Origin of the sequence: Streptomyces sp. NPDC096323 (assembly GCF_040302845.1) — a bacterium.
Taxonomy (GTDB): Bacteria; Actinomycetota; Actinomycetes; order Streptomycetales; family Streptomycetaceae; genus Streptomyces.
In genome coordinates this window covers 76,980-99,114 of record NZ_JBEOSI010000011.1, presented here as the reverse complement: position 1 = coordinate 99,114, position 22,135 = coordinate 76,980, and the positions used below count along the sequence as shown (strand labels likewise).

The window sequence follows — 22,135 nt, the reverse complement described above, 5'->3', positions numbered from 1 at the left end:
AAGTGTACGCATGCTGTCGGTCCGGACCATCACGCTCGACCCCCGTCCTCGCCGAGACTCAAGTCCTCACCACAGCAGGGCATCACGTCACGCCACGACTTCGAAAGCGGGAACCATGAGTACAGCGGCTGCGGTAGTGGTCTACGGGGCGACCGGGCACACCGGGCGGTTCGTCGTCGCCGAGCTGCGGCGGCGCGGGTTCGCCCCGGTCGCCTCCGGCCGGAACGCCGCCCGGCTGAAGGCACTGGCGGCCGAATGGGGGGACGTGGAGGTACGGCCGGCCGGCGCCGACGACCCGGCCGCGCTTGACCGGGCACTCGCCGGCGCGGTGGCGGTCGTCAACTGCGCCGGGCCGTTCGCGGTGACCGCCGGTCCGGTCGTCGAGGCGGCCCTGCGGGCGGGGATTCCGTACGTCGACGTCGCGGCGGAGATCGAGGCGAACGTAGCGATGTTCGCCGGCCACACGGAGGCGGCCCTGGCGGCCGGCACTCCGGTCGTGCCGGCGATGGCCTTCTACGGCGGACTGGGCGACCTGCTGGTCACCGCGGCGATGGGTGAGTGGCCGTCAGCCGACTCGGTGGACGTCGCATACGGGCTGAGCAGTTGGCGTCCGACGGCGGGCACCCGGGAAGCGGGGCGGGTGTCCCACGACCGCCGCGCGGGAAAGCGGGTGCGGTTCACGGACGGTGAGCTGCGCTACCACGAGGACGAGGTGGCGCGGGAAGAGTGGGTCTTCCCCGAGCCGCTGGGCCGGCGTGCGGTGATCACGGAGTTCACGATGGCCGATGTCGTGACCGTGCCCAGCCACCTGAAGGTTCCCGAGGTGCGCACCCACATGTCCGTCGAGGCCGCGGGCGACCTGGCGGGCACGGACACGCCGGCACCGGAGGCGGTCGACGCGCTGGGGCGCTCGGACCAGACGTTCGTCGTCGACGTCCTGGTCCGCGCGGGCGGCGTCGAGCGCCGCGCCACGGCGCACGGCCAGGACATCTACGCGGTCACCGCGCCCCTGGCGGTGGAGGCCGTCGAACGCATCCTGACCGGCCGCACCAGGACCACGGGGGTGGCCTCCGCCGGGGCGATGTTCGACGCGGCGGACTTCCTCCGCGCGCTGGCCCCGTATGTGACGGTCGAGCTTCCGGCCGTCTGACGTAACGCGGACAGGTACTCCCACCCGGCGCCTCGCCTGGCAGGATCCCTTCCCATGACTGCCGCCTCCTGGAGCACGCACGCCCTCGACGTCGGGCCCGAGACGGTGACCAAGAGGTTCCGCCCCGGCTCACACGCGCAATCCGAGCGCGAATGGCGGGCGCTCTCCCTCCTCGGCGTCCACGCGCCCGGGCTCGCTCCCGCCCCCCGGCGGGCGAACCTTGGGGCCGACGAGCCGACCGTGGTGATGTCCCGGCTGCCGGGCGGGCCGCTCCGTGGACAGCGGCTCGGTGACCGGCAGCTCGACGCCCTGGCGTCGGCGGTGGGCGAGGTGTACGCGGCGGTGCCCGCGCACGTGCTGGCCGAGGTACCCGTAAGGCCGGGGCACCGGCGGTACCTCGCGGGCCGGATACGGGAGTGGACACCACGAGCCCGCCCGCGCGTGGGCCCCGAGGTGGGCCGGGCCATGGACCGCGGCCTGGAGTGGCTGGCGGGCACCGGCCTGGTGGAGTTCAGGCCCCTGGACGTCCGCCCGGTGTTCGGTCCGGGCGACGGCAATCTGGCCAACTACCTCTGGGACGGCACCCGGGTACGGATCGTCGACTTCGAGGAGTCCGGCCGCAGCGACCGCCCCTTCGAGCTGGCGGAGATCACCGAGCACGTGGCCGCCTGGGTCGACGAGCCCCTCGACGCGGAGGCCTTCCTGGGCCGGTTCGACCTGGATGCCTCCGAGCGGCCCCTGCTGGCCGAAGCGCGCAGGCTTCTGGCGCTCGTGTGGCTGTTCCTGCTCTCCTTCGACGATCCCGACCACCCGCGCAACCCGCCGGGAACCGCCGAACGCCAGGCCGCGCGCCTGTCCCGGCTACTCGCCTGACGCGCCCCGCCGTGGCCCTGCGCCCGCTCACCCCAGGAACGCCGACACCTCCGCCGTGAAGCGCTCGGCGTCGTCGACCCACGGGTAGTGCCCCGCCCCCTCCTGCACGACGAGCGTCGCGTCGCGGAAGAGCCCGGCGAAGGCGGCCGTCGAGCGGGGCGGGCTGTTCAGGTCGAACTGTCCGGCCAGCAGCAGGACCGGTGCCGCGAAGGCGGCCAGCGACGCGCGGGTGGCCGCCGGGTCGAAGGCGCCCTCGGCGCCGAAGTGCGCGACGGCTTCCGGGTTCTCGGGCCGGCTCGCCGCGTGGTGGTCCCGTGCCGCCCGGTCCCACCGGCCGTAGAAGAACGGGTCGACGGCCGCCCAGTCGGCCTCCTCTCCCCGGGTGATCGCCTCCAGCGCGGCGAACGCCTCCGGGAACCACGGCTCGCCGCTCCGTAGCCGTGCGAGCGCGCGGCGCTCCTCACCGGTGATGTCGATGCCGACGGCCCGCGTGCCGGGGGCGATCAGGGCGAGCCCGCCGACGCGTTCGGGGTGGCGGGCCGCGTACTGCACCGCGATGTTCGCGCCCGCCGAGTGACCGAGCAGGTCCGTACGGGCAAGGCCGAGATGGTGGCGCAGCGCCTCGACGTCGTCGACGAGGCGGTCGCAGCGGTAGGTGGCGGGGTCCTCGGGGACCGCCGAGCGGCCGGTGCCGCGCAGGTCGGGGACGATCAGGCGGCGGTGGGCGGACAGGCCGCCGAGGTCCCCCAGGTAGCGGGAGTCCGCAGGGCCCCCGGGGATGCAGAGCACCGGTTCACCCTCTCCGTACGTGCGATAGGCGAGCCGGGTTCCGTCGGATGCGCTGAAGGTGGCCATGCGGGCGATCCTGTCATCCATAACCAGGTTATACAACCTGGTTATGGATGCCCCTCTCCGGTATATAACTGAGGTGTGGCAGCCGGAGACGACACGACCCAGCGCAACCAGGCATCATCACCGCCCCCCGCGGCACTGACCGAGGAGCAGGCCGAGCGGATGCTCGCGGGGATGAACGACGTCATCCGGGCCGGCGAGGAGATGCGGAAGCTCCGCGCCGAGATGATCAAGGTGTTCATCGGCTTCGGCTGGACCCAGGACCGCATCGCCCGGCTCACGGACATGAGCCAGCCCGCCGTGTCCAAGCAGGTGACGAAATACCGGGACGCCGATCCGGCGCCTCCGATGGACCTCTCCCTCGGCCAGTGCGACGCGCCGTGGCTCGAGGGACGCCTGTGGGGTCTCGCCGAGGACCTCTCGGAGACGTACGGCGACACCGCCCGCTGCACCCGGTGTGTCGGCGCGCTGGCCCGGGGGAAGAAGCCCTTCACGCCCGAGAACGTCGACGAGCTGCGCCGGCTCGTCGAGGAGGACCTGCGCGCGCACGCCGCCGAACTGCCCGGCGCGCACCGGAGGGCGTACGACGAGATCAGCCGCGGGCTCGACGTGCCGTCCCGGCAGGCCGCCGCCCCGGCGGGGAAGGCTTCCCTGCGCCGCGTCCTCGCCCACCGGATCCAGCGCGACCTGCTGAGGGACGCGACCTGAGGGCGGTTACCGGTCCGCTCTCCCCGTACCCTCGGCGGCATGGATGAGCTGCTGCCGTTCCTGGTGTTCGCCGGCACCCTGGCCGCGGTCCTGGGCTGCTTCGCCTGGCTGGCCGTACGCGTCCGCAGGCGCGGCCTCGCCGGGTCGGCGATGCGCGCCGCGATGGCGTCCTACGACGAGGCGTTCCGGGTGACGGCGCACGACTCGTACCAGGAGATGCGGGCGCAGGTGGAGCGACAGGCGCCGATGGCCTTCCCCGACGACCCTTGGCGTCCGGCACGCGACCGGACAGCGGGCCGCCCCGGACCGGGAACGCGCGCGACCCGGCGCCCGCTGCACGGCCTTCGCCGGTGGTGGGCACGGGCACGCTGAGCCGGCCCCCGCGAAGAGACAAGTCCGTTTGCGGACGATCCGCCACAGACCGAATTGTTACGCTGGCAGACATGACCGCCATGGCACCCACCCGCATCGCACCGGACCTCTCGTATCTCCTGGACCACACCAGTCACGTTCTGCGGACCCAGATGGCGGCAGCCCTCGCCGAGATCGGGCTGACCGCACGTATGCACTGCGTGCTCGTCCACGCCCTGGAGGAGGAGCGCACACAGATCCAGCTCGCCGAGATCGGCGACATGGACAAGACCACGATGGTGGTGACGGTCGACGCCCTGGAGAGCGCGGGCCTCGCCGAGCGCCGGCCCTCCAGCCGGGACCGGCGGGCGCGGATCATCGCCGTCACCGAACGGGGCGCCGCGCTCGCCGCCCAGAGCCAGGAGATCGTCGACCGGGTACACGAGGAAGCGCTGAGCAGCCTCGCCCGTACCGACCGGGAGACCCTCCTGCGCGCCCTGAACCAGCTGGCGGGCGAGCACCTGGCCACCCCTGCCGAGAACCCGCGCCCGGTCCGGCGCGCGCGCCAGAAGTAACAGCGCCCACGCCCGCACACCGGCCCAGCGACTGCCGCAGACGCGAGACGGCCGGGCCCGGGGGCGTGCAGGGGAGTCCCCGCAGGACGACGAACACCGACCCGGGTCCCTCGCGTACCCGCCGAACGCTCGTCGTCCGAGGAGACGCCCCTAGAGGGACCCCGGACCCCCACCCACGGACCGAGGGCGCACCCGCAGAGGACCCGCACACTCCAAGCCCGTCCGGCACCTGAGGACGGAACCGGCCCGCCGGAGCACCCGGACCCCGCCGGAGCACCCGCACACTCCAAGCCCGTCCGGCACCTGAGGACAAGGCCCGCGCCCCGGACCCGGGCAACCCACAAGCGCACCGCCCCCGCAGGGGCCCCGCACCATCCGCAGAAATTAGAACCGAAAGAAATAGTCCGCAACAAAACCATCTGCTAAGTTCTCTCTTGTCGAACCAACCGACAGGAGACCCCGATGTCTGCCCCCGCACCCACCGCCCCCGCCCACCCCCCGACCGCCACCCGCTCGCGCAACCTCGCCCTCGGCGTGATCGCCACCGGCCTGCTGATGACCGTGCTCGACGGCTCGATCGTGACGGTGGCCATGCCCGCCATCCAGAACGACCTCGGGTTCACGCCCGCCGGCCTCAGCTGGGTCGTCAACGCCTACCTGATCGCCTTCGGCGGTCTGCTGCTGCTCGCAGGGCGCCTCGGCGACCTCCTCGGACGCCGGCGGATGTTCCTGGCCGGCACCGCGGTCTTCACCGCCGCCTCCGTACTGGCCGGGGCGGCCGGCTCCCCCGCACTCCTCATCGCCGCCCGCTTCCTCCAGGGAGCCGGCAGCGCCATGGCCTCCGCGGTCGGCCTGGGCATCCTCGTGACCCTCTTCACCGAGAGCCGCGAACGGGCCCGCGCCATCGCCGTGTTCAGCTTCACCGGCGCGGCGGGCGCCTCGATCGGCCAGGTGCTCGGCGGGATCCTCACCGACGCCCTCGGCTGGCACTGGATCTTCTTCATCAACCTGCCGATCGGCTTCGCGGTACTGCTCGTCGCGGTACGCGTCCTGCCCGCCGACCGCGGGCCCGGCCTCGCGGCCGGGGCCGACGCCATAGGGGCGCTCCTGGTCACCGCAGGCGTGATGCTGGGCATCTACTCCGTCGTCGAGGTCGAGTCGTACGGCTGGCTGTCGGCGCACACGATCGGCCTCGGGGCCCTCGCGCTGGCCCTGCTCGCCCTGTTCGTCGTCCGGCAGGCCACCGCCGCCGCCCCGCTCCTGCCGCTGCGGATCCTCCGGTCGCGCAGTGTCGCGGGCGCCAACCTGGTCCAGATCCTCATGGTGGCCGCGCTGTTCTCGTTCCAGATCCTGGTCGCGCTGTATCTCCAGCGGGTCCTCGGTTACGGCGCCACCGCCACCGGTCTCGCGATGCTTCCCGCCGCCGCGGTCATCGGCGCGGTGTCGCTCGGGATCTCGGCCCGGCTGAGCGCACGGTTCGGCGACCGTAACGTGCTGATCCTCGGGCTGTCCCTGCTCGTCGCCATGCTCGGCCTCCTCACCCGCCTCCCGGTCCACGCGAACTACGCCGTCGATCTGCTGCCGGTGATGTTCCTCGCCGCCGGATTCGGCCTCGCCCTCCCGGCGTTGACCGCGCTCGGCATGTCAGGGGCGGGCGAGGAGGACGCCGGTCTGGCCTCCGGACTGTTCAACACCACCCAGCAGATCGGCATGGCCCTGGGCGTCGCCGTCCTGTCCACGCTGGCGGCCTCCCGCACGGACACGCTGCTCGCCGCGGGCGACGGCCCGGCCTCGGCGCTGACCGGCGGCTACCACCTGGCGTTCGCCGTAGGCGTCGGCCTGCTCGCCGCCGCCCTCCTCATCGCCATCACGGTTCTCAGGCGGCCGTCCCGCGCGACCACCGCCACCCCGTCCGCCTGAACCCGCCCCACCCCGCCCCGCCCCGCCCCGCCCCGCAACCGAAGGACGACCCCATGACCACGCAGCCCGCCACTCCCGCCCACAACGAGCCCCAGACCGGTGCCGGCCCCGCCCCTCGCACGCTCACCGAAGACGAACTCTCCCGGCTGCTCGAGAACCAGCAGTTCGGAGTCCTCGCGAGCGTGCGAGGCACCGGCCATCCCCACCTGACGACGGTGCTGTACTCCTGGGACGCGGAAGAGCGCGTGGTACGGGTCTCCAGCACCGCCGACCGCCTCAAGCCGCGGCAGCTGCGTACCGATCCGCACGCGGCACTGCACGTCCAGGGCCCGGACGCGTTCTCGTTCGCTGTGGCCGAGGGCGAGGCGGAGGTGTCCGTGCCGGCTGCGGTACCGGGGGACGCGGTCAGCCGCGAACTCCTCTCCCTGACACCCGGCTTCGAGGACCCGGACGCGGAAGGCGCCTTCCTGGCACAGGTGGTCGCCGACCGGCGCGTGGTGATCCGGATCCGGGTCTCACGCCTGTACGGAACGGCGCTGGACGTCCCCGCCGCGGACTGAGCGCAGGCGGCGGGGGCACACCGGGCCCATGTGCGCGACAAGCGGAGGCTTTAGGATCCGGCCATGGCTACCGACCCGGGCTACACCTGCTCCCGCTGCGGCGAACACCACACGGAACTCCCGATGGGGTACTCCACCATGGCGCCAGACGTCTGGGACGCGAGCCTGGAGAGCGACCCCGACAGCATGCTGTCGACGGATCAGTGCATCGTCAGGCACGAGCACTACTTCATCAAGGGCCTGATCGAAATACCCGTGATCGGCAGCCCGGAACCGTTCTCCTGGGGCGTCTGGGTGTCCCTGAGCCGGGAGAACTTCGGCCGCGCCCTCGATGTGTGGGAGACCCCGGGCCGGGAGTCCGAGAAGCCGTACTTCGGCTGGCTCACCACGGAGCTGGGGCTCTACACCCCCCGTACGACCAACCTCAAGACCAACGCCCACACGCGCCCGATCGGCCGGCGCCCGCTCATCGAACTGGAGCCCACCGATCATCCGCTGGCCGTGGAACAGCGCACCGGCATCACCCTCGACCGGGTCCGCGAGATAGCCGAGGCGGTGCAGCACGCGGAGGAGGGCAGGTAGGCCCAGGAGTCAGCGCCCCAGCCCCGACCGCAGCTGTACGAAGCCCTGCTCGGCGGCCTCGACCGCGTCCCCGTACACCTGGTCCGCGCTCCGGCCCTCGCTGATCCGCTGCCAGTTCTGCAGGGACAGGATGCGCAGGACCGCGATGATCTGGCCCGCGGCCAGCCGGTCCGTCAGCTTGTCGCCCAGGGCGCGGGCAAGAGCGGCCTCGGAGCGGCTCTGGTACGCGTAGAGCCGGGCGACCAGGGACGGCGTCCCGTACAACAGCCGGTGGAACGCCAGCACTTGCGGCACGTCGCACAGCCCCGTGACCGGGTCGTGCCGCTCCAGGCCGTCCAGGTAGTGGCGCCGCAGCGCGTCCAGCGGGGACTCCCCCTCCGCGCGGCCGGCGACGACCCGGGCGGGCTCGTCCTCGTGGTCGGCGAACCGGTGGAGGACCAGGTCCTCCTTGGCCGGGAAGTAGCGGAACAGCGTCGGCTTGGAGATGTCCGCGGCGGCCGCGATCTCCGCCACCGAGACCTTGTCGAAGCCGCGCTCCAGGAACAACGTGATCGCGGCCTCGGAGACCGCCTCGTACGTCAGCCGCTTCTTCCGCTCCCGCAGACTCATCGGCGCGCCCGCGTCCCCGCCCGCTGCCGTGTCCGCCGCGTCGGCTGCCGTCCGGGGGCCGGGCTTCTCTCCGCTCATGACCATGGAGCGTAACGCCTCCGGCCCCAATCGATCTTGACGTCAGCTGCCGCCCGGACCCGTACCGGAGGCTTCCGTTGCGCCCTTTTGCGCGCGGGAGGCGATCAGTACGCCGACCCCGTCCAGCACCCGTTCGAGACCGAACGTGAACGCGCGACCGGCATCGTCCGCCGTCCACACCACCTCGGCATGCTTCAGCCGCGAGAGCGCGGGATGACGTACGGGATCGACCAGCCGGTCCAGCGTCCGGGCACGGCCCGCCACGACCTCCGCCACCGGCACACCCCTGGACGCGGCCGCGGCATCCAGATCACCCGCCAGCAGCGCCTCGTTCCGCACGAAACCACTGACCAGAAGGATGACGGAGACCTCCTCGTCAGCCTCCAGCCCGGTGCCGGCGAGCGCCTGAAGGCCCTGCTCCCACCACACGACGGAATTCGGGCTCGCGGGCGGCCCCGCGAGGGGAATACGGAGCATCCAGGGGCTGGCGCGGAGGATCCGGCTCTGCGCCCGGGCCCACTGCGAGAGCGCCTCCCGCCAGCCGCCCTTCTCCTCCAGCGCGGGCAGCGGTGGCGGAGCCCCCAGGGCCGCCTCTTGCATGAGCACGTACAACTCGTCCTTGGCGGCCACGTACCGGTAGAGCGACATCGTGGAGACCCCGAGGTCCTTGGCGACCCGTCCCATGGACACCCCGCCGAGCCCCTCGGCCGCCGCCACCGCCACCGCGGCAGCCACGATCCGCTCCAGGCTCAGCCCGGGCTTGGGCCCCTTCACGGGCCGCGCCCGCAATCCCCAGGCGGCCTCGATGCTGGTCGGCAGGCCCGTACCGCCCGGCGAACCGTTCCCGTTCTGCCGCGTCATCTGGACCCGCCTTCCGTTGACGCCCATCCTAGTTATGCGTAATCCATACACAGCAACGCGTACGCCATACGCGCCAGGGGCGGCGCCTTGGTCCGGGGCTGCTGCTGATCACGATCGGGCTGTCGGGGGTGGTGCTGTTCAGGGTGCGGGCGCGGTGAGGGTGGGAGCGGCGTCTTTGAACCATCGGGCGTACGCGGCGGCCACGCTGTCGGCGGAGGGCTCGCGCGTCAGCCCCAAGGTCCGGCGCGCGGCCGCCAGCGCCCCCTCGATCCGCCGGACGGGCCGGGCGAGCTGCCGCAGCCGCTGCTCCGCCGTGAGTTCACCGAGGGCCAGCGCCGTCCGAATCACGTCCGTGTAGACGGACTGCGCCCGTTTGTAGGCCCGGAGCACCGGGAGATCGGCCTCCCACCCCTCGGAACTCCCGGGCCTGGCGCCCTCGACCGCACGGCGCCAGATGCCGGTGATCCGGGACTCCTGATCGGCCGGATAACCCATCAGGTGGAGGTGGGTGGCCAGGTCGTAGAGCGGATCACCGACGACGGCCAGTTCCCAGTCGATCGTCCACAGGTCGTCGCGGCCGTCGACGATGAAGTTCTCCCGGTGCAGATCTCCGTGGAGCAGCGCGGAGGGCCGGGGCACGAGCGCCCTTGTCGCCTCGCGGAGGCCGTCGAGGGCACCGCCGGGTATGCCGAGGTCCCGGAAGAGTGCGTGGTAGCGCGGCAGATGCCGCTGGTAGATGTGCACGTCGGTGAAGTCGATCAGCTGGGCGAGGAAGGCGGCGGAGTCGTCCTTCCATCCGGCCGGATGCCCCCCCGCCACCCAGCCGGCCGACGCGAGCACCGATTCGGGCCGAACGGAGACGAGTTCACCGAACAGGACGCCGAGCTGGCCGGAGTGACGCGCTGACAGCGGCTGTCCCGGAGGGCAGACCTCGCCGAGCGTCCGCCCCTCGACGAAGGTGTAGAGGGAGACCTCCTCCCGCTCGATCACCGCGGGGATGCGGGTGATGCTGCCCTGCAGGGCCCGTACGAGCTCCCGCTCCGAAGCGAACGCGCGCAGATCGAACCAGAGCAGACCGGCGCGTGGATCCCGGCACTTCCACCAGGTCTGCCGCCCGGAGCCGTCGCCGGCCGGGAGAGGAAAGGCATACGTCTCGTGGTGGTAGCCCTTGAGCGGGCCCACCAGGAGCCGTTCGTCGGACACGAGCGCGGCCGCACGTCGCCGGGCCGCCGACGCCCGCGCGTCCATCCGCCCGGCGGGCAGCCCCGGAGCGCCCGGCAGGCACTCCCGCGTCACCTTCGCCCCCGGCCCGGAGTGTCCGGCGCTGTGGGTGAATGCGCCGGCCGTCGGCCGCGGACCGTCGGGGTACGGTGTCCCCCCGCGTTGGGATCCATACAGGGACGGTACAACTTCCCGCCGGGTCAGTGCACTTGCGCCGACAGCGCCTCGGCCTCATCGGCCAGTACGGTCATGGAGTCGACGACGGTACGAGCACCGGCCGCAGCCAGGACGTCCCGTCCGGCCTTCTCCCGGTGATAGCCGATGAACGGCATGCCGATCGCGACGGCGGCCCCCAGATCGGCGAGGGAGTCGCCGATCAGCAGGTGCCCGTCGACACCGAGGCCCGTCGAGGCGACGACCTCGTTCAGCACCCAGGGGTCGGGCTTCATCCGTCGGGTGTCGGTATCGCATCGCCCGAAGACCGAGGTGCCGCTGAAGCAGCGGTCCAGCGAGGCGCGTTCCAGGTAGCGCCACACCGCGTCCGCGTGGTTGTTGGACGCGACGGCGAGCCCGCGACCGAGCCCGTGCCAGGCCCTGACGAGGCGGTCCGCCCCGAGGGTCGCGGTGGCGTGCTCGGCGGCCTTGCGCTCGTGGGCGGTGAGCGCCTGGCGCAGCAGATCGACGGTCGCTCGCACCTGCTCGGGTGCGCCCGGTTCGCGCGCCGACCGGTCATACCACCGGAAGACAGCGTGCGGGTCGGGATTGCCCCGCACCTCGTCCGGTACGCAACCGTGCTGCGCGGCGATGCCGATGAGCTCGTCGGCGATGAGGTGCGCCTCGCTGGCCCCGCTCCCGTGCTCGCTGACGAAGAGCTGGACCATGGGCCCGTCGAAGTCCCAGACGAGGCACTGGGCACGGGCGAGCAGGTGCCGCGCACGCCGCCGGGCCGGAGCCGCGTCACGTACGGGGACAGCAACTGGGGACGGCACGATCAGAGATCCACCCTCGTGGCCTGGTGATTCCAGTACGAATCGAAGAACGCCTGGCACTCCTGCACGATGTCGCGCTGTCCGCTCCCGGAGGCCTTCGCCGCCGTCGCCACACGGTACGGAAAGAGGGTGGCTCCCGTGCCGTACGCGTCGTATATCTCGACTTCCTCACGTCCCGGAGGGAGCGGGATGCTGCCCACATCCACGACGTAGAAGCCCTGCAGCGCCAGGCTGCGGTTCAGAATGTACAACTTCATCTGGGGCGCGAAGGGCACCACTCGCACCTCGACGTCGACTTCCGGTGCGGGGTCGCAGCGCTGGAGCTCGAACAGCGCCTCCTGGAACATCGTCGCGTGGCTCTGCAGGATCGCCTTCAGCCGCTGCCGAACGCGGGGGTCGTCCTGGCCGTCGACCCTGCGAGGGATCGCCAGGCTCGGGGAGTCGCAGTCCGGAAGCATCAACCGGGCCTTGATGCTGCGGGGCGGCGGGATGTTCTCCTGGATGAACCGGTCCTTCAGGTCCGAGACCCGCTTGGCGAGCGACTCCGTGGTCATGGAGAAGACATCAAGCGTCACTTCGGACGCTTCGAACGCCTCCGCCAGGTATGGCCCGAGCATCACGGGCTTGACGCCCTCGGCCATCACGGCCCAGGGGCCACCCGGGGCCTGAGCGGCGCGGCCTCCCTGTGGCGCGACGCGCCCCTCGCCCTGCCGCCCGCCCCTCACGAAGGTCCCGCTGCCCTGCCGGGTGACGATCAGACCCTCCCCACGCAAACGCTTCAGGGCCTCGTTGATCGTGGCGGGTGAGACCTCGAATCGTTCGGCCAGCTGGGCCCGCGTGGGCAGGCGCTCGCCGGGCCCCCACTCCTCGCTGCTGATGCCATGACGCAACTCGTCGGCGACGCGCTGATAGATGAAGTCATCCCCAGCTCCGTCATTCTCACGATTCATCACATCCCAACCATACAACTGGTCGCCAGCCAGGGCGCTTCCAGGAGTGCAACCATGAAAATCATCCGATCACCATGACACTCAACCAATCCAGGCAACCATACAAGTTTACGACTACTCATTCGTAGGGAAACCTACAGTCAAGCCAACCAGTCAAATCTAAGAGGTTGATCGGTTGTTCTAAGTACACAGGCCGCGTCCACTCGGCACAACGGAGTGCGAGCACCGACGCCCCTTCACCGCCGGAGGAGTGATCGTCATGCCATTCGTCACGCTGGGGATCGAGCAGATCGTGCAGTGGAAGTACGGACTGATGGGAACGGTGGGCTTCGCGCTGCTGTCGTTCGGCCTCAAGGCGGGAAGCCCCAACTGCGCCTGTGCGGGGGCCCTGATACTGGCCCTGCTCCTGGTCCCCACCGACAACTGACGCCTTGACCTGCAGGCGCGGCGCCGGCCAGACGGCCGGATGCGCCGGATGCGTGGTTTGCGGATCCAAAGGCGGTCAGGTCCCGGGTCCTAGCGGCCGGCCGTCTGTGTCGGTTGCCACTCGCGGCGGAGCAGGCCGAAGACCCAGGAGTCGGATACGTCGCCGTTGACGACGCAGTCCTCGCGGAGGGTGCCTTCACGGGCGAAGCCGAGCTTCTCCAGGACCCGGGCGGACGCCACGTTGCGCGTGTCGGTCTCGGCCTGGACGCGATTCAGGTCCAGGGTGTCGAACGCCCACCGGAGGACGGCGTGCGCGGTCTCGGTGGCGTAGCCGTGGCCCCAGACGGCGGCGCCGAAGACGTAACCCAGGGACGCACTGCGGAAGTCCGGGTTCCAGTTGGTCAGGCCGCACCAGCCGATGAACGCGCCGTCGGAGACGCGGTCGACGGCTACCCGCGCTCCCGTGCCTTCCTCCTCGATCGTCCGGCAGGTCGCGATGAAGCGCTGGGCGCGGCCCGGTTCGGTCCACGGCGGGGAGTCCCAGTAACGCAGCACGTGGGCGCTGCTGTGCAGCGCGTAGAGCGGTGCCGCGTCGGCGTCGGTGAACGGCCGCAGTCGCAGGCGGGCGGTGCGCAGCTCGGGGGCGGGCAAGGTCATGCGGAGCATCCTGCCGCGTCACGCTCGCCACTGGCCATCCGCTTTCCCACCGCACCCCAGCGGCAACCTTGTCCTTGCCCGGCCAGTGCTGCTGTCGACCCGATCGACGAAATCGTGCCGTCCGGGACGAACCTCGCATGGTTGTCCGCCTCAAGTGATCTTGACCGGAGTGACGGCTGAGGCCTGGGGCAGCCAGAACGGCTGAGACACCTCGGTGGTCGAGAATCTCTGTTGATCCGGTCTGCCTTCGGCGTTTCGAATGGGGCCGGTGGAAGAACCTGCGAGAGGCGGCCATGCACGATGACCAAGTAGACCTGACCACCGAGACCGTCGCGGTCTTGATCCAGGAACAGTTCCCTCAGTGGAGCGGCAAACCGGTCCGGCTTCTGCCGTCGACCGGGACGGTCAACGCCATCTTTCGTATCGGGGACGACCTCTCGGCGCGCTTCCCCCTGCGTCTGGCCGACGCAGCCGAGGCACTGGCGGTTCTGGAGCAGGAGGCCCGGGCGGGCGCCGAGCTGGCGCAGGTGTCCCGGTTCCCCGTTCCGGAACCGGTCGCCCTGGGCAGGCCCGGAGTGGGGTACCCCATGCCGTGGTCGGTCCAGACATGGCTGCCGGGCACGGTCGCCTTCGATGCCGACCCGAGCGGGTCGGTCCCTTTTGCCGAGGACCTTGCGGCCTTCATCGCAGCCCTCCGTAAGGCCGATACACGAGGGCGGCTCTTCAGCGGCGAGGGCCGTGGCGGCGTTCTCGCTCACCACGACGACTGGATGGCGCAGTGCTTCGAGGAGAGCAAGGAGCTGCTCGACGCGCCGCGGCTGCGGCAAGTCTGGTGCGGGTTCCGCGAGTTGCCGCGCGCGGGCGCCGACGTGATGAGCCACGGAGACTTGATCCCGGGCAACGTACTCGTCGCGGGAGACCGGCTCAGCGGCGTACTCGACACCGGCGGCTTCGGCCCGGCCGACCCCGCGCTGGACCTGGTCAGTGCCTGGCACCTGTTGCAGCCGGGCCCGCGCGAAGTGCTCCGGCGGACACTGTCCTGTGACGATCTGGAGTGGGAGCGCGGCAAGGCATGGGCGTTCCAGCAGGCGATGGGCGTTGTCTGGTACTACGTCGAGAGCAATCCGACGATGAGCGGAATGGGGCGCCGGACACTCGACCGCATTCTGGAGTCGATGGAGTGATGTCGTCCGGGTCGTCGTTTCACCGCTTCGGCAGTCACCAGGTCTGCGGTTGTTCGGATCTCTGCCGAGGTGCGTCGTCCGCTGCCCCGGCGCAGCATTCGACCGCTACGGGATGGCAGCCAACTCCGTTCGGCGGCCCTCGCATTGGAACAGCCGACGGGCGTAGATACTGGCCCGGAGAGCAGGCACGGATGAGGAGCACAGCCAGTGACCAGCGACAACCGCATAGGACCGCCCAGCTTCGGCAGCGAACGCGACATGCTGCGGGCCTTCCTCGACTACCACCGCGCGACCCTAGCCATGAAGTGCGAAGGGCTCAGTGACGAGGAACTGCGGCAGCAGTCGATGCCACCGTCCACGCTTTCGCTGCTCGGTCTGGTGCGGCACATGGCGGAGGTGGAGCGCGCCTGGTTCCGCCGTGTGTTCCAGGACCACGATGCGCCCATGGTCTGGTCCGACAAGATCGACTTCCAGGCGGCGTACGACGCGAGCGCATCGACCAGGGACGAGGCGTTCGCAGCCTGGGAGGCCGAGGTGGAGAACTCGCGCCGAGTCGAGCGAGAGGCCGAATCCCTGGACCAGGCCGGGTACCAGCCACGGTGGAGTGAGGAGGTGTCGCTCCGGATGGTGATGGTCCACGTGCTTCTGGAGTACGGCCGCCACAACGGGCACGCGGACTTTCTGCGTGAAGGTGTCGACGGGAGCGTGGGCGCCTGAGTCAGCCGGAGTCACCGATCTCGCCGCCCGCCGCCGCCCGCCGCCGGCTCACTGCAGCCAGGTGTACGTGTTCCAGCCGCCGTTGCCGATCCTCACCGCCGCCTTGAAGGTGGCCCCCGCCCGCCCGGTGGCGCTGTAGCGGTAGAGCTCTCCGGCGGTATTGACGGCGACGAGATCCGCCTTGCCGTCACCGTCGAGATCACCGGGGGCGGCGAGCTTCTTGTACGTGTTCCAGCCGTGGCCGATCACAGCCTTGGCCTTGAAGGGGGCGGAGGCGGTACCGGTGCCCTGGTAGAGGTACAGGGTGCCGCTGCTGTCGCGGGTGACGACATCGGCGTATCCGTCGCCGGAGACGTCGCCGGCGCCGGCGAGCTGGTTGAACTGACTCCAGCCGCCGCCCACCTTCGCCCGGGCCTTGAACGTGCCGTCGCCCTTGCCCGGGTACAGCCACAGCACCCCGGCACTGTCGCGGGCGAGCAGGTCGCTGCGTCCGTCGCCGCTCAGGTCGCCGGGGCCGAGCACCAGGTTGTAGTCGCCGAACCCGGTGGCCAGCGCGTTGGCGCCGCCGGCCACGGAGTCGTCGTAGAGGGTTCCGTTGTAGATCTCCATCACCACCGGATCGCCCGAGTCCTCGAGGGAGACGGAGTTGACGATCTTGGCGCCCTTCAAGCCGCTTCCGATCAAGCCGCGGTCGGACACGGTGCCGTCGTCGTTCGAGAAGTAGACGTACAGATCGCCGGCGGAGGTCAGCCCCAGGAGATTTTCCTTGCCCCAGGCCGGGTTGCCGCCCATGCCCGCCACCAGGTAGTGCTTGAGCCAGTAGCCGGGAGGCAGGTCCGTGCCGGTGGTGTCCTGGCGGGCGGTGAGCTGGGTGAGGCCGGACCCCTTGGGGTCACCCTCGTAGTAGTACGCGCCACCGGCCGTGGTCCGGGCGAGGAGGCCTCCGTGTGCGCCCGGGTGGGCGCCGGGGAAGCCGATGATCTGGCTGTAGGCGTTCCAGCCCGTGCCGATCTGGACCCGCCTGGCCACCGGCGTGGCGGCGTTGCCGTCGAGCGCGTAGTACCAGAGCCTGCCGTCGAGGTCGCGGGCGACGAGCGAGCCGTGGCCCGTGCCGGTGATGTCGCCGGCGCCGGTCATCTGGTCGAAGATCTGGAAGCCCGTGCCGACCTTGACGCGGGCGGTGAAGGGAGCGGTGGGGCTGCCGGTGCCCTGGTAGAAGTACAGGTCACCGGTGTGCGTACGGGCGAGCAGGTCGCCCAGGCCGTCGCCGGTGACGTCACCCACGGCGACGACCTTGTTGTACGTCTGCCAGCCGCTGCCGCTCCAGAGCGGACTGCCTTCCGGGAACGACTCGTTGCCCCAGAGCGACAGCCGGCCCGAGGCCGTGAGGGACAGCACCTCGGGGCCGGAGGCGGAGGTGTTCTCCTCGCCGGGGGTGAGGACATCGAGGTACTCGGTGGAGCCGTCGTTGCCCGACGCGCTGCCGAAGCCGCTGAACCACTCCATGATCCGCCCGGTCGAGCTCTGCATGAGGAGATCGGCGGCGCCGTCGCCGTCGACGTCGTAGAGCGGTGCGCCGGGGCCCGCCGCCGCGGCGGCCCTCGCGGCGCCGGAGAGCTTCCCGGCGGCGGGCTTCCCGGTGGGGTGCGGTGGCGTGGGCACCGAGGGCTGCTCGGGCTCGAGCTGCTGGATGGAGAGGTTGCGGTGAGGTGCGCCGCTGTCGGCCTGCGCCACGGCGGCAGGGCCGAGGACGAACGCGCTCGCGGACAGAGCGGCGAAGGTGCAGACCGTCAGCAGACGGGTGCGACGGCGTGTGTGCGTGCTCTTCAAGGTGGAAGAGATGACGACCCCCCATGGGTGCGACTGCCGCGATGGGACGCGGCGACCGGGTGCCGAGCCGACGGCGGTGGCAACGGGGCCGGGCGGCCTGTCTGTACAGGTGCGCCCGGCTGGACCGGATCGAACCGCGCAGGTCCGACGCCCGAGTCGCTCGTACGTCCGATTCGAACGCCGCGAGTCTAACTGCCTTCCCCATGAACGGAATCGCGGGGGCACACCGGGTGCGAAGGTTCTGCCCTTCCTGCTCGGTCAGCCCGCGCACCTGACCGCTCACGCCATGTCCGCCCTCCCATGCCGGCCGACGTCGTCACATCCGACCAGCACAAGGAGCAACCCGGGAAACCTTCCCGGTGACCGCACTAGAACACATCCGGGCACCAAGCCCGCCGCCCCGCCCGCAGCATCCCGTCCGCCCGGGCCGCCGCGCCCGGAGTCAGCTCGTCGATACGGCCCAGGGCCGCCAGGCGCAGGGGCGACTCGTCGCCCAGGTACAGCGTGCTCAACTCGCGTACGTCCATGGCGAGGTCGGCCGAACGGGTCGTCGGGGCGCAGGTGGCGCCGGCCGGTGAGGCGTCCAGGTGGAAGCGGCCCGCGGTGAGCCCCGTGGCGTCGTGGATGTCCAGGACCAGCGAACCGGGTACCGCGTAGGTGCGGGCCTCCAGTGCGCGGGCGATGTCCAGGACGCGGACCCACAGGAAGTCCGCGTGCGTCACCACCCGGGCCGCGCGCGGGTCCGGGAGGAGGAGGGGGAGGAGGTCGTCGGGGGCGCGGTGGCCGGTGCGGATCGTGGCGATCCAGTCGACCGAGCAGAGGAAGTGCCACAGCGCCCGCTCCGCCGCCGGGGTCACGGCGATCAGGCTGCGTACCGTCGCCCGGTTCAGCGGCTGCTTGGCATCGCCCCAGTTGTCGTCGGCGCGGTAGATCAGCAGACCGTCGACGCTGCCGTCGGGCCCGCGGTAGACGGCGTGGAACGGCTCGGTCCAGTGGTCGTGCGGGAAGACCACCTCGCCGGTGTTGAGGTCCCACCAGCGTGCGCCCCGGCTCACCGCGCCGTGCTGCCGGGCCCGCAGCCGGTCGTGCAGGGCCGGGCCCAGCTTGCGTACCTCCGCGCCGTCCACCAGGTCGATCCGCCCGCCGTCCTCGGTCGACGGGACCCTGCCGTGCGGGTCGAGGCCCGTCCGGGGGACGTCGACCTCCCACTCGGTCGTCCAGGCCGCCGGGCCGAACCCGTACCGCCCGTAGATCGGGTACTCGGCGGCGATCAGCGTGGCCGCCACGTCGCCGCGCTCCTTCGCCGCCGCCAGGTCCGTGGCCATCATCCGTGAGAGCAGCCCGCGACGCCGGTGCGTGGGCGACACCGTGACGTTGGTGACCGCGTCCGTCGGCACCGTCGCGCCGCCGACGACCGTCAGCTCCTGCGCGAACGAACGGAACGTCGCCACGCACCGGCCCGCGTCGAACACCCCCTGGGTACGCGCCAGGTCCATGTACGGCAGCCTGCCCGTCACCTCCTCGTCCGACGGTGTCGGCGCCCGCAGGAAGCCGGTGTTCACGGCGCGCAGCCAGTCACGGAACTCTGATGGGGCGATGGGGCGGACGTCGAGGCTGGTCATGCGGGCCACGCTAGACACGCGACCCCACGGATGTCGCCATCTTTTTGCGCGGCGGTCGGAAAGGCGCTTCGCACGGAGCTCAGAACGCCGCCCGGATCTCCCCGACCTCCGCGCTGCCGCCCAGCAGCGGCGCCCGGCCGATCCGCGACACCACCGGGGCGTCCACGTTGAGCAGGCCCAGCGCGCGGGCCAGCACCGGGCCGAGCGCCCGGGTCGAACCGTCGTCGATCTTGAAGGCCAGCGCCCGGCCGTCCGCCAGCGCCACCGCCTGGACCGCCTCCGCGCCCATCTTGGACAGCGTCCCCGGCACCTCCCGCATCAGCCAGGTGTCCGGCCGCCGGGTCCCGGCCACGTACTCGGGGTGGGCGCGCATCGCGTCCGCCACCCGGCGCTCGGCGGTGTCCTGCTCCGCCGTGACGAACGTACGGAACGCCCGCGCGAGGCCCACCAGGGACAGCGCCATCAGCGGCGCCCCGCAGCCGTCCGTACCGACCGCGGCGACCGGCTCGCCCGCCGCCTCCTCGACGACCCGGTGGACCAGCTGCTGCAGCGGGTGCGCCGGGTCGAGGTAGGTGCCCGTGTCCCAGCCGTTGTGGAGGCAGGCCGCGAGCATCGCCGCATGCTTGCCGGAGCAGTTCATAGTGAGCCGCTCCCGCACGTGACCGGCGGCGAGATACGTCTCCGCCTCCACCGGGTCCAGCGGCAGATCGGCCGGGGTCTGCAGGTCGTCGGGCGTCAGACCGTGCTCGGTGAGCATCTTGCGTACGAGATCGAGGTGGAAGCCCTCGCCGGAGTGGCTCGCGGCCGCCAGCGCCAGCCGTTCCCCCGACAGGTCGAGACCGGCCCGCAGCACCGCGGCGGCCTGCATCGGCTTGTTGGAGGAGCGCGGGAAGACCGGGGCCGACGGATCACCCAGTGACATCTCCACGCTGCCGTCCGCGGCCAGGACGACCAGGGAGCCACGATGGTGCCCCTCGACGAATCCCGACCGGACGACCTCGGCCAGCACCGGAAGGCCAGGAACAGAGTCGGATATGGAGGACGCGGCTGCGCTGGAGGTCATGGTGGCCTTCCGGGGTCGGGCGGCACCCGCCCCCGCCTTCCGGGGCCGGGCGGGACCCGCCCCCGGAAGGATCGCTTCAGGCGAGCAGGTCGTCTACTTGTGCTTCCCCGTCACGGTACCTGCGGGCGATCTCCGCACTGCAATCGTCGGCGGTCCGCTGGAGCCGGGAGCGGCGCCGGGAGACCTGCTGTTCGTAGCGGACCAGGCGTCCCATCGCGGTGTGCAGCTCTTCGTCCGTCCGGGCGTCGAGGTCGGAGAGCTCGACCTCGGCGAGCGTCTCCGCCGCCAGCTTCCGGTACTCGTCGCTGCGCGGGGTGCTCAGCGTGACGTGCCGCGCGGAGGAGCGGTGCAGGGACGGGGTGTCCGCGAGGATCTCCGACAGCCGGTCCACCACCGGCGACTCCGGGTCCCGCCGCCGCGCCAGCTCGGCCCGCAGGATGTCGATCCGCCCCTGGACGAGCCGCCGCACATAGCTGAGGTCCGCCTCGTCACGCTGCGAGTCCCGCCGCAGCCCGCGCAGCTCCGGCAGTCGCAGTGCGCCCAGTTCGGCCGGCGTCGAGCCCGCGGGGCCGTCCTCGGAGCCGTGCCCGGTCCGCTGCACGGGTGGGCGCATGGTGCTCGCACTCGTACTGGCCTTGCCGTCGACACCGGGGCGCGCGACCGGCACCGTGCCCGGGGATTGCCCGGTTCCATGCATGCTCATGCTGTGTCCATCCCCTCGACCGGTGCGTCGGCACACCGCCTCCCGTGCATCGTGCCACTCCGAGGGGCCCTGTGGAGTTGCTCTGTACCCGTTCAGCCCAAGATAGGTTGGTCTGTATGCGTGCAGTGGTACAGAGGGTGGATGGTGCGAGCGTCACGGTGGCCGACGCCGGGGACGGGGGCGGCGGTCCGGCGGTCGTCGGCGAAATCGTCGGCGAGGGGCTGTGTGTGCTGGTGGGAGTCACCCACGGCGACACCCCGGAGAAGGCGGCCCAGCTCGCCCGCAAGCTCTGGTCGGTGCGCATCCTGGAGGGCGAGAAGTCCTGCTCCGACGTGAATGCACCACTTCTGGTGATTTCCCAGTTCACCCTCTACGGGGACGCCCGCAAGGGCCGCCGCCCCACGTGGAACGCCGCCGCACCCGGCGAGGTCGCCGAACCGCTGGTCGACGAGGTCGTGGCGCAGTTGCGGGCGCTGGGCGCGCACGTGGAGACGGGCCGGTTCGGGGCGGACATGCGCGTCTCGCTCACGAACCACGGCCCGTTCACCATCATCGTCGAGGTCTGAGCGCCGGTACGGGGCTTTCCCGGCTCGGCGGTACGGGGCGGCGGTTTACGGCTCGGCGTACGGGACCGTCCTACGGCTCGGCGTACGGGACCGTCCTACGGCTCGACGACCGTCTCCTGCGCCGCCGCCGTGTCCCCCGCCAGCAGCTCCGCATCCACGGCCACGTTCCGCTTCACCAGGGCCAGGGCGATCGGCCCCAGCTCGTGGTGGCGGGCGGAACTGGTGATGAAGCCGAGCTGACGGCCCTCGGCCCCGTCCGCGGCGAGCCGCACCGGCGTGCCGTGCCCCGGCAGGAGCACCTCGCTGCCGTCCAGGTGCAGGAAGACCAGGCGCCGCGGCGGCTTGCCGAGGTTCTGCACCCGGGCGACCGTCTCCTGGCCCCGGTAGCAGCCCTTCTGGAGGTGGACGGCCGAGCCGATCCAGCCCAGCTCGTGCGGAATGGTGCGGTGGTCGGTCTCGAACCCGAGCCGCGGACGGTGGCCCTCGACGCGCAGCGCCTCGTACGCCAGCACGCCGGCGACCGGGCCGTGCTCCTTCGCGTACGCCTCGAGGCTCTCGCGGGGCAGGAACAGATCGCGTCCGTACGGCGTCTCCCGTACAGCGGCACCTTCCGGGACCTCGGCGATGGAACCGGCCGGCAGGTACACCACCGCGATGTCCTCGGTGCGGTCGGCGACCTCGACGCGGTAGAAGAACTTCATCGACTCCAGATAGGCGATCAACTCGCCCTGGGTGCCCGGCTCGACGTGCATCCACACGGTCTCGCCGTCGTCGACGAGATACAAGGCGTGCTCGATGTGCCCGTTCGCGGTGAGGACCAGGGCCTCGGTGGCCTGGCCGGGGGCGAGGTCGCTGACGTGCTGGGTGAGCAGGAGGTGCAGCCAGGTCAGCCGGTCGCTCCCGGTGACGGTCACGACCCCGCGGTGCGAGAGGTCGACAAGACCGGAACCGTCGGCGAGGGCGCGCTGCTCGCGGAACAGATCGCCGTAGTGCGCGGCGACGCCTTCGTCGCGCCCCTCGGCGGGGACGGCGCCGGGCAGGGACAGCAGGGGGCTCTTCATGCGACCAGCGTACGACCCGGCTCCGCG

24 protein-coding genes are annotated in these 22,135 nt (G+C 71.4%); 12 read left to right on the top strand and 12 right to left on the bottom strand.

Translation table 11 applies throughout. From position 1 onward, the window contains the following. Positions 1-115: 115 nt before the first annotated feature. Together ABTX18_RS28650 and ABTX18_RS28645 are read left to right on the top strand one after the other, a co-directional pair. On the top strand, positions 116-1,150 hold the full coding sequence (locus ABTX18_RS28650; RefSeq protein WP_352125671.1) for a saccharopine dehydrogenase family protein: 1,035 nt from the start codon (positions 116-118) through the stop codon (positions 1,148-1,150). A gap of 54 nt (positions 1,151-1,204) precedes the next feature. Further along, positions 1,205-2,023, top strand: a complete 819-nt coding sequence (locus tag ABTX18_RS28645) for a phosphotransferase family protein (protein ID WP_352125670.1) — start codon at positions 1,205-1,207, stop codon at positions 2,021-2,023. Between the two features lie 27 nt (positions 2,024-2,050). Here the strand turns inward: ABTX18_RS28645 and ABTX18_RS28640 are convergent, their stop codons facing one another. Further along, positions 2,051-2,878: an alpha/beta fold hydrolase gene (locus ABTX18_RS28640; protein ID WP_352125857.1), complete on the bottom strand. Its 828-nt coding sequence runs from the start codon at positions 2,876-2,878 to the stop codon at positions 2,051-2,053. A gap of 75 nt (positions 2,879-2,953) precedes the next feature. On the opposite strand from ABTX18_RS28640, the gene ABTX18_RS28635 reads away from it, so the two are divergent. The 6 genes from ABTX18_RS28635 (at position 2,954) to ABTX18_RS28610 (ending at position 7,571) form a co-directional block, all read left to right on the top strand. After that, the gene (locus tag ABTX18_RS28635) at positions 2,954-3,583 is read left to right on the top strand and encodes a sigma-70 family RNA polymerase sigma factor (RefSeq protein ID WP_352125669.1); all 630 of its coding nucleotides are present in this window, start codon (positions 2,954-2,956) and stop codon (positions 3,581-3,583) included. Positions 3,584-3,622: 39 nt separating this feature from the next. Then, a complete protein-coding gene (locus ABTX18_RS28630; protein WP_352125668.1) occupies positions 3,623-3,955 on the top strand; it encodes a hypothetical protein in 333 nt (110 codons plus the stop codon). Between the two features lie 71 nt (positions 3,956-4,026). Continuing rightward, positions 4,027-4,509 (top strand): MarR family winged helix-turn-helix transcriptional regulator, encoded by a 483-nt coding sequence (locus ABTX18_RS28625; protein ID WP_352125667.1) that lies wholly within the window; start codon positions 4,027-4,029, stop codon positions 4,507-4,509. A gap of 462 nt (positions 4,510-4,971) precedes the next feature. Then, a complete protein-coding gene (locus tag ABTX18_RS28620) occupies positions 4,972-6,429 on the top strand; it encodes a DHA2 family efflux MFS transporter permease subunit (RefSeq protein ID WP_352125666.1) in 1,458 nt (485 codons plus the stop codon). 53 nt (positions 6,430-6,482) lie between these two features. Further along, positions 6,483-6,989: a pyridoxamine 5'-phosphate oxidase family protein gene (locus ABTX18_RS28615; protein ID WP_352125665.1), complete on the top strand. Its 507-nt coding sequence runs from the start codon at positions 6,483-6,485 to the stop codon at positions 6,987-6,989. 123 nt (positions 6,990-7,112) lie between these two features. Further along, the gene (locus tag ABTX18_RS28610) at positions 7,113-7,571 is read left to right on the top strand and encodes a DUF2199 domain-containing protein (protein WP_352125856.1); all 459 of its coding nucleotides are present in this window, start codon (positions 7,113-7,115) and stop codon (positions 7,569-7,571) included. A gap of 9 nt (positions 7,572-7,580) precedes the next feature. On the opposite strand, the gene ABTX18_RS28605 is transcribed toward ABTX18_RS28610, so the two are convergent. The 5 genes from ABTX18_RS28605 to ABTX18_RS28585 all read right to left on the bottom strand — a co-directional run bounded on the left by ABTX18_RS28605 (position 7,581) and on the right by ABTX18_RS28585 (position 12,279). Then, entirely contained in the window at positions 7,581-8,264 is a 684-nt protein-coding gene (locus ABTX18_RS28605; RefSeq protein ID WP_352125664.1) for a TetR/AcrR family transcriptional regulator, read from the bottom strand. Positions 8,265-8,300: 36 nt separating this feature from the next. Further along, the gene (locus ABTX18_RS28600) at positions 8,301-9,119 is read right to left on the bottom strand and encodes a TetR/AcrR family transcriptional regulator (RefSeq protein WP_352125663.1); all 819 of its coding nucleotides are present in this window, start codon (positions 9,117-9,119) and stop codon (positions 8,301-8,303) included. Positions 9,120-9,257: 138 nt separating this feature from the next. Continuing rightward, positions 9,258-10,415 (bottom strand): phosphotransferase, encoded by a 1,158-nt coding sequence (locus ABTX18_RS28595; RefSeq protein ID WP_352125662.1) that lies wholly within the window; start codon positions 10,413-10,415, stop codon positions 9,258-9,260. Between the two features lie 125 nt (positions 10,416-10,540). Next, positions 10,541-11,329 carry an HAD family hydrolase gene (locus tag ABTX18_RS28590; RefSeq protein WP_352125661.1) on the bottom strand — a complete coding sequence of 263 codons (789 nt, stop codon included), beginning with the start codon at positions 11,327-11,329 and terminating at the stop codon, positions 10,541-10,543. Positions 11,330-11,331: 2 nt separating this feature from the next. After that, positions 11,332-12,279, bottom strand: a complete 948-nt coding sequence (locus tag ABTX18_RS28585) for a winged helix-turn-helix domain-containing protein (protein ID WP_352125660.1) — start codon at positions 12,277-12,279, stop codon at positions 11,332-11,334. A 259-nt stretch (positions 12,280-12,538) separates the two neighbouring features. Between ABTX18_RS28585 and ABTX18_RS28580 the strand changes: the two genes are divergently transcribed. After that, positions 12,539-12,706: a hypothetical protein gene (locus ABTX18_RS28580; RefSeq protein ID WP_352125659.1), complete on the top strand. Its 168-nt coding sequence runs from the start codon at positions 12,539-12,541 to the stop codon at positions 12,704-12,706. Positions 12,707-12,795: 89 nt separating this feature from the next. On the opposite strand, the gene ABTX18_RS28575 is transcribed toward ABTX18_RS28580, so the two are convergent. Beyond that, a complete protein-coding gene (locus tag ABTX18_RS28575) occupies positions 12,796-13,362 on the bottom strand; it encodes a GNAT family N-acetyltransferase (protein WP_352125658.1) in 567 nt (188 codons plus the stop codon). A 293-nt stretch (positions 13,363-13,655) separates the two neighbouring features. Here ABTX18_RS28575 and ABTX18_RS28570 point away from each other — a divergent pair, with 293 nt between their 5' ends. Then, positions 13,656-14,546 carry an aminoglycoside phosphotransferase family protein gene (locus ABTX18_RS28570; RefSeq protein ID WP_352125657.1) on the top strand — a complete coding sequence of 297 codons (891 nt, stop codon included), beginning with the start codon at positions 13,656-13,658 and terminating at the stop codon, positions 14,544-14,546. Positions 14,547-14,753: 207 nt separating this feature from the next. Further along, entirely contained in the window at positions 14,754-15,263 is a 510-nt protein-coding gene (locus ABTX18_RS28565) for a DinB family protein (protein ID WP_352125656.1), read from the top strand. Positions 15,264-15,311: 48 nt separating this feature from the next. Here the strand turns inward: ABTX18_RS28565 and ABTX18_RS28560 are convergent, their stop codons facing one another. The 4 genes from ABTX18_RS28560 to ABTX18_RS28545 all read right to left on the bottom strand — a co-directional run bounded on the left by ABTX18_RS28560 (position 15,312) and on the right by ABTX18_RS28545 (position 20,481). Further along, positions 15,312-17,093 carry an FG-GAP repeat domain-containing protein gene (locus ABTX18_RS28560; RefSeq protein WP_352125655.1) on the bottom strand — a complete coding sequence of 594 codons (1,782 nt, stop codon included), beginning with the start codon at positions 17,091-17,093 and terminating at the stop codon, positions 15,312-15,314. 368 nt (positions 17,094-17,461) lie between these two features. Next, a complete protein-coding gene (locus ABTX18_RS28555; protein ID WP_352125654.1) occupies positions 17,462-18,715 on the bottom strand; it encodes a GNAT family N-acetyltransferase in 1,254 nt (417 codons plus the stop codon). A gap of 79 nt (positions 18,716-18,794) precedes the next feature. Then, on the bottom strand, positions 18,795-19,778 hold the full coding sequence (locus tag ABTX18_RS28550; RefSeq protein WP_352125653.1) for an asparaginase: 984 nt from the start codon (positions 19,776-19,778) through the stop codon (positions 18,795-18,797). Between the two features lie 76 nt (positions 19,779-19,854). Further along, positions 19,855-20,481 (bottom strand): RsiG family protein, encoded by a 627-nt coding sequence (locus ABTX18_RS28545; protein WP_352125652.1) that lies wholly within the window; start codon positions 20,479-20,481, stop codon positions 19,855-19,857. A gap of 116 nt (positions 20,482-20,597) precedes the next feature. Here ABTX18_RS28545 and dtd point away from each other — a divergent pair, with 116 nt between their 5' ends. Then, positions 20,598-21,047 carry a D-aminoacyl-tRNA deacylase gene (gene dtd, locus ABTX18_RS28540; protein WP_352125651.1) on the top strand — a complete coding sequence of 150 codons (450 nt, stop codon included), beginning with the start codon at positions 20,598-20,600 and terminating at the stop codon, positions 21,045-21,047. A gap of 95 nt (positions 21,048-21,142) precedes the next feature. Here dtd and ygfZ read toward each other — a convergent pair whose 3' ends face one another. Next, on the bottom strand, positions 21,143-22,108 hold the full coding sequence (ygfZ, locus tag ABTX18_RS28535) for a CAF17-like 4Fe-4S cluster assembly/insertion protein YgfZ (protein WP_352125650.1): 966 nt from the start codon (positions 22,106-22,108) through the stop codon (positions 21,143-21,145). Positions 22,109-22,135 lie beyond the last annotated feature (27 nt).

Excerpts from the sequence above, each read along its gene's own strand:
- ABTX18_RS28650 (WP_352125671.1), top strand. The coding sequence starts at position 116 with ATGAGTACAGCGGCTGCGGTAGTGGTCTACGGGGCGACCGGGCACACC.
- ABTX18_RS28645 (WP_352125670.1), top strand. The coding sequence starts at position 1,205 with ATGACTGCCGCCTCCTGGAGCACGCACGCCCTCGACGTCGGGCCCGAG.
- ABTX18_RS28640 (WP_352125857.1), bottom strand. The coding sequence starts at position 2,878 with ATGGCCACCTTCAGCGCATCCGACGGAACCCGGCTCGCCTATCGCACG.
- ABTX18_RS28630 (WP_352125668.1), top strand. The coding sequence starts at position 3,623 with ATGGATGAGCTGCTGCCGTTCCTGGTGTTCGCCGGCACCCTGGCCGCG.
- ABTX18_RS28625 (WP_352125667.1), top strand. The coding sequence starts at position 4,027 with ATGACCGCCATGGCACCCACCCGCATCGCACCGGACCTCTCGTATCTC.
- ABTX18_RS28620 (WP_352125666.1), top strand. The coding sequence starts at position 4,972 with ATGTCTGCCCCCGCACCCACCGCCCCCGCCCACCCCCCGACCGCCACC.
- ABTX18_RS28615 (WP_352125665.1), top strand. The coding sequence starts at position 6,483 with ATGACCACGCAGCCCGCCACTCCCGCCCACAACGAGCCCCAGACCGGT.
- ABTX18_RS28610 (WP_352125856.1), top strand. The coding sequence starts at position 7,113 with ATGGGGTACTCCACCATGGCGCCAGACGTCTGGGACGCGAGCCTGGAG.
- ABTX18_RS28605 (WP_352125664.1), bottom strand. The coding sequence starts at position 8,264 with ATGGTCATGAGCGGAGAGAAGCCCGGCCCCCGGACGGCAGCCGACGCG.
- ABTX18_RS28600 (WP_352125663.1), bottom strand. The coding sequence starts at position 9,119 with ATGACGCGGCAGAACGGGAACGGTTCGCCGGGCGGTACGGGCCTGCCG.
- ABTX18_RS28585 (WP_352125660.1), bottom strand. The coding sequence starts at position 12,279 with ATGAATCGTGAGAATGACGGAGCTGGGGATGACTTCATCTATCAGCGC.
- ABTX18_RS28580 (WP_352125659.1), top strand. The coding sequence starts at position 12,539 with ATGCCATTCGTCACGCTGGGGATCGAGCAGATCGTGCAGTGGAAGTAC.
- ABTX18_RS28575 (WP_352125658.1), bottom strand. The coding sequence starts at position 13,362 with ATGACCTTGCCCGCCCCCGAGCTGCGCACCGCCCGCCTGCGACTGCGG.
- ABTX18_RS28570 (WP_352125657.1), top strand. The coding sequence starts at position 13,656 with ATGCACGATGACCAAGTAGACCTGACCACCGAGACCGTCGCGGTCTTG.
- ABTX18_RS28555 (WP_352125654.1), bottom strand. The coding sequence starts at position 18,715 with ATGACCAGCCTCGACGTCCGCCCCATCGCCCCATCAGAGTTCCGTGAC.
- ABTX18_RS28550 (WP_352125653.1), bottom strand. The coding sequence starts at position 19,778 with ATGACCTCCAGCGCAGCCGCGTCCTCCATATCCGACTCTGTTCCTGGC.
- ABTX18_RS28545 (WP_352125652.1), bottom strand. The coding sequence starts at position 20,481 with ATGAGCATGCATGGAACCGGGCAATCCCCGGGCACGGTGCCGGTCGCG.
- dtd (WP_352125651.1), top strand. The coding sequence starts at position 20,598 with ATGCGTGCAGTGGTACAGAGGGTGGATGGTGCGAGCGTCACGGTGGCC.
- ygfZ (WP_352125650.1), bottom strand. The coding sequence starts at position 22,108 with ATGAAGAGCCCCCTGCTGTCCCTGCCCGGCGCCGTCCCCGCCGAGGGG.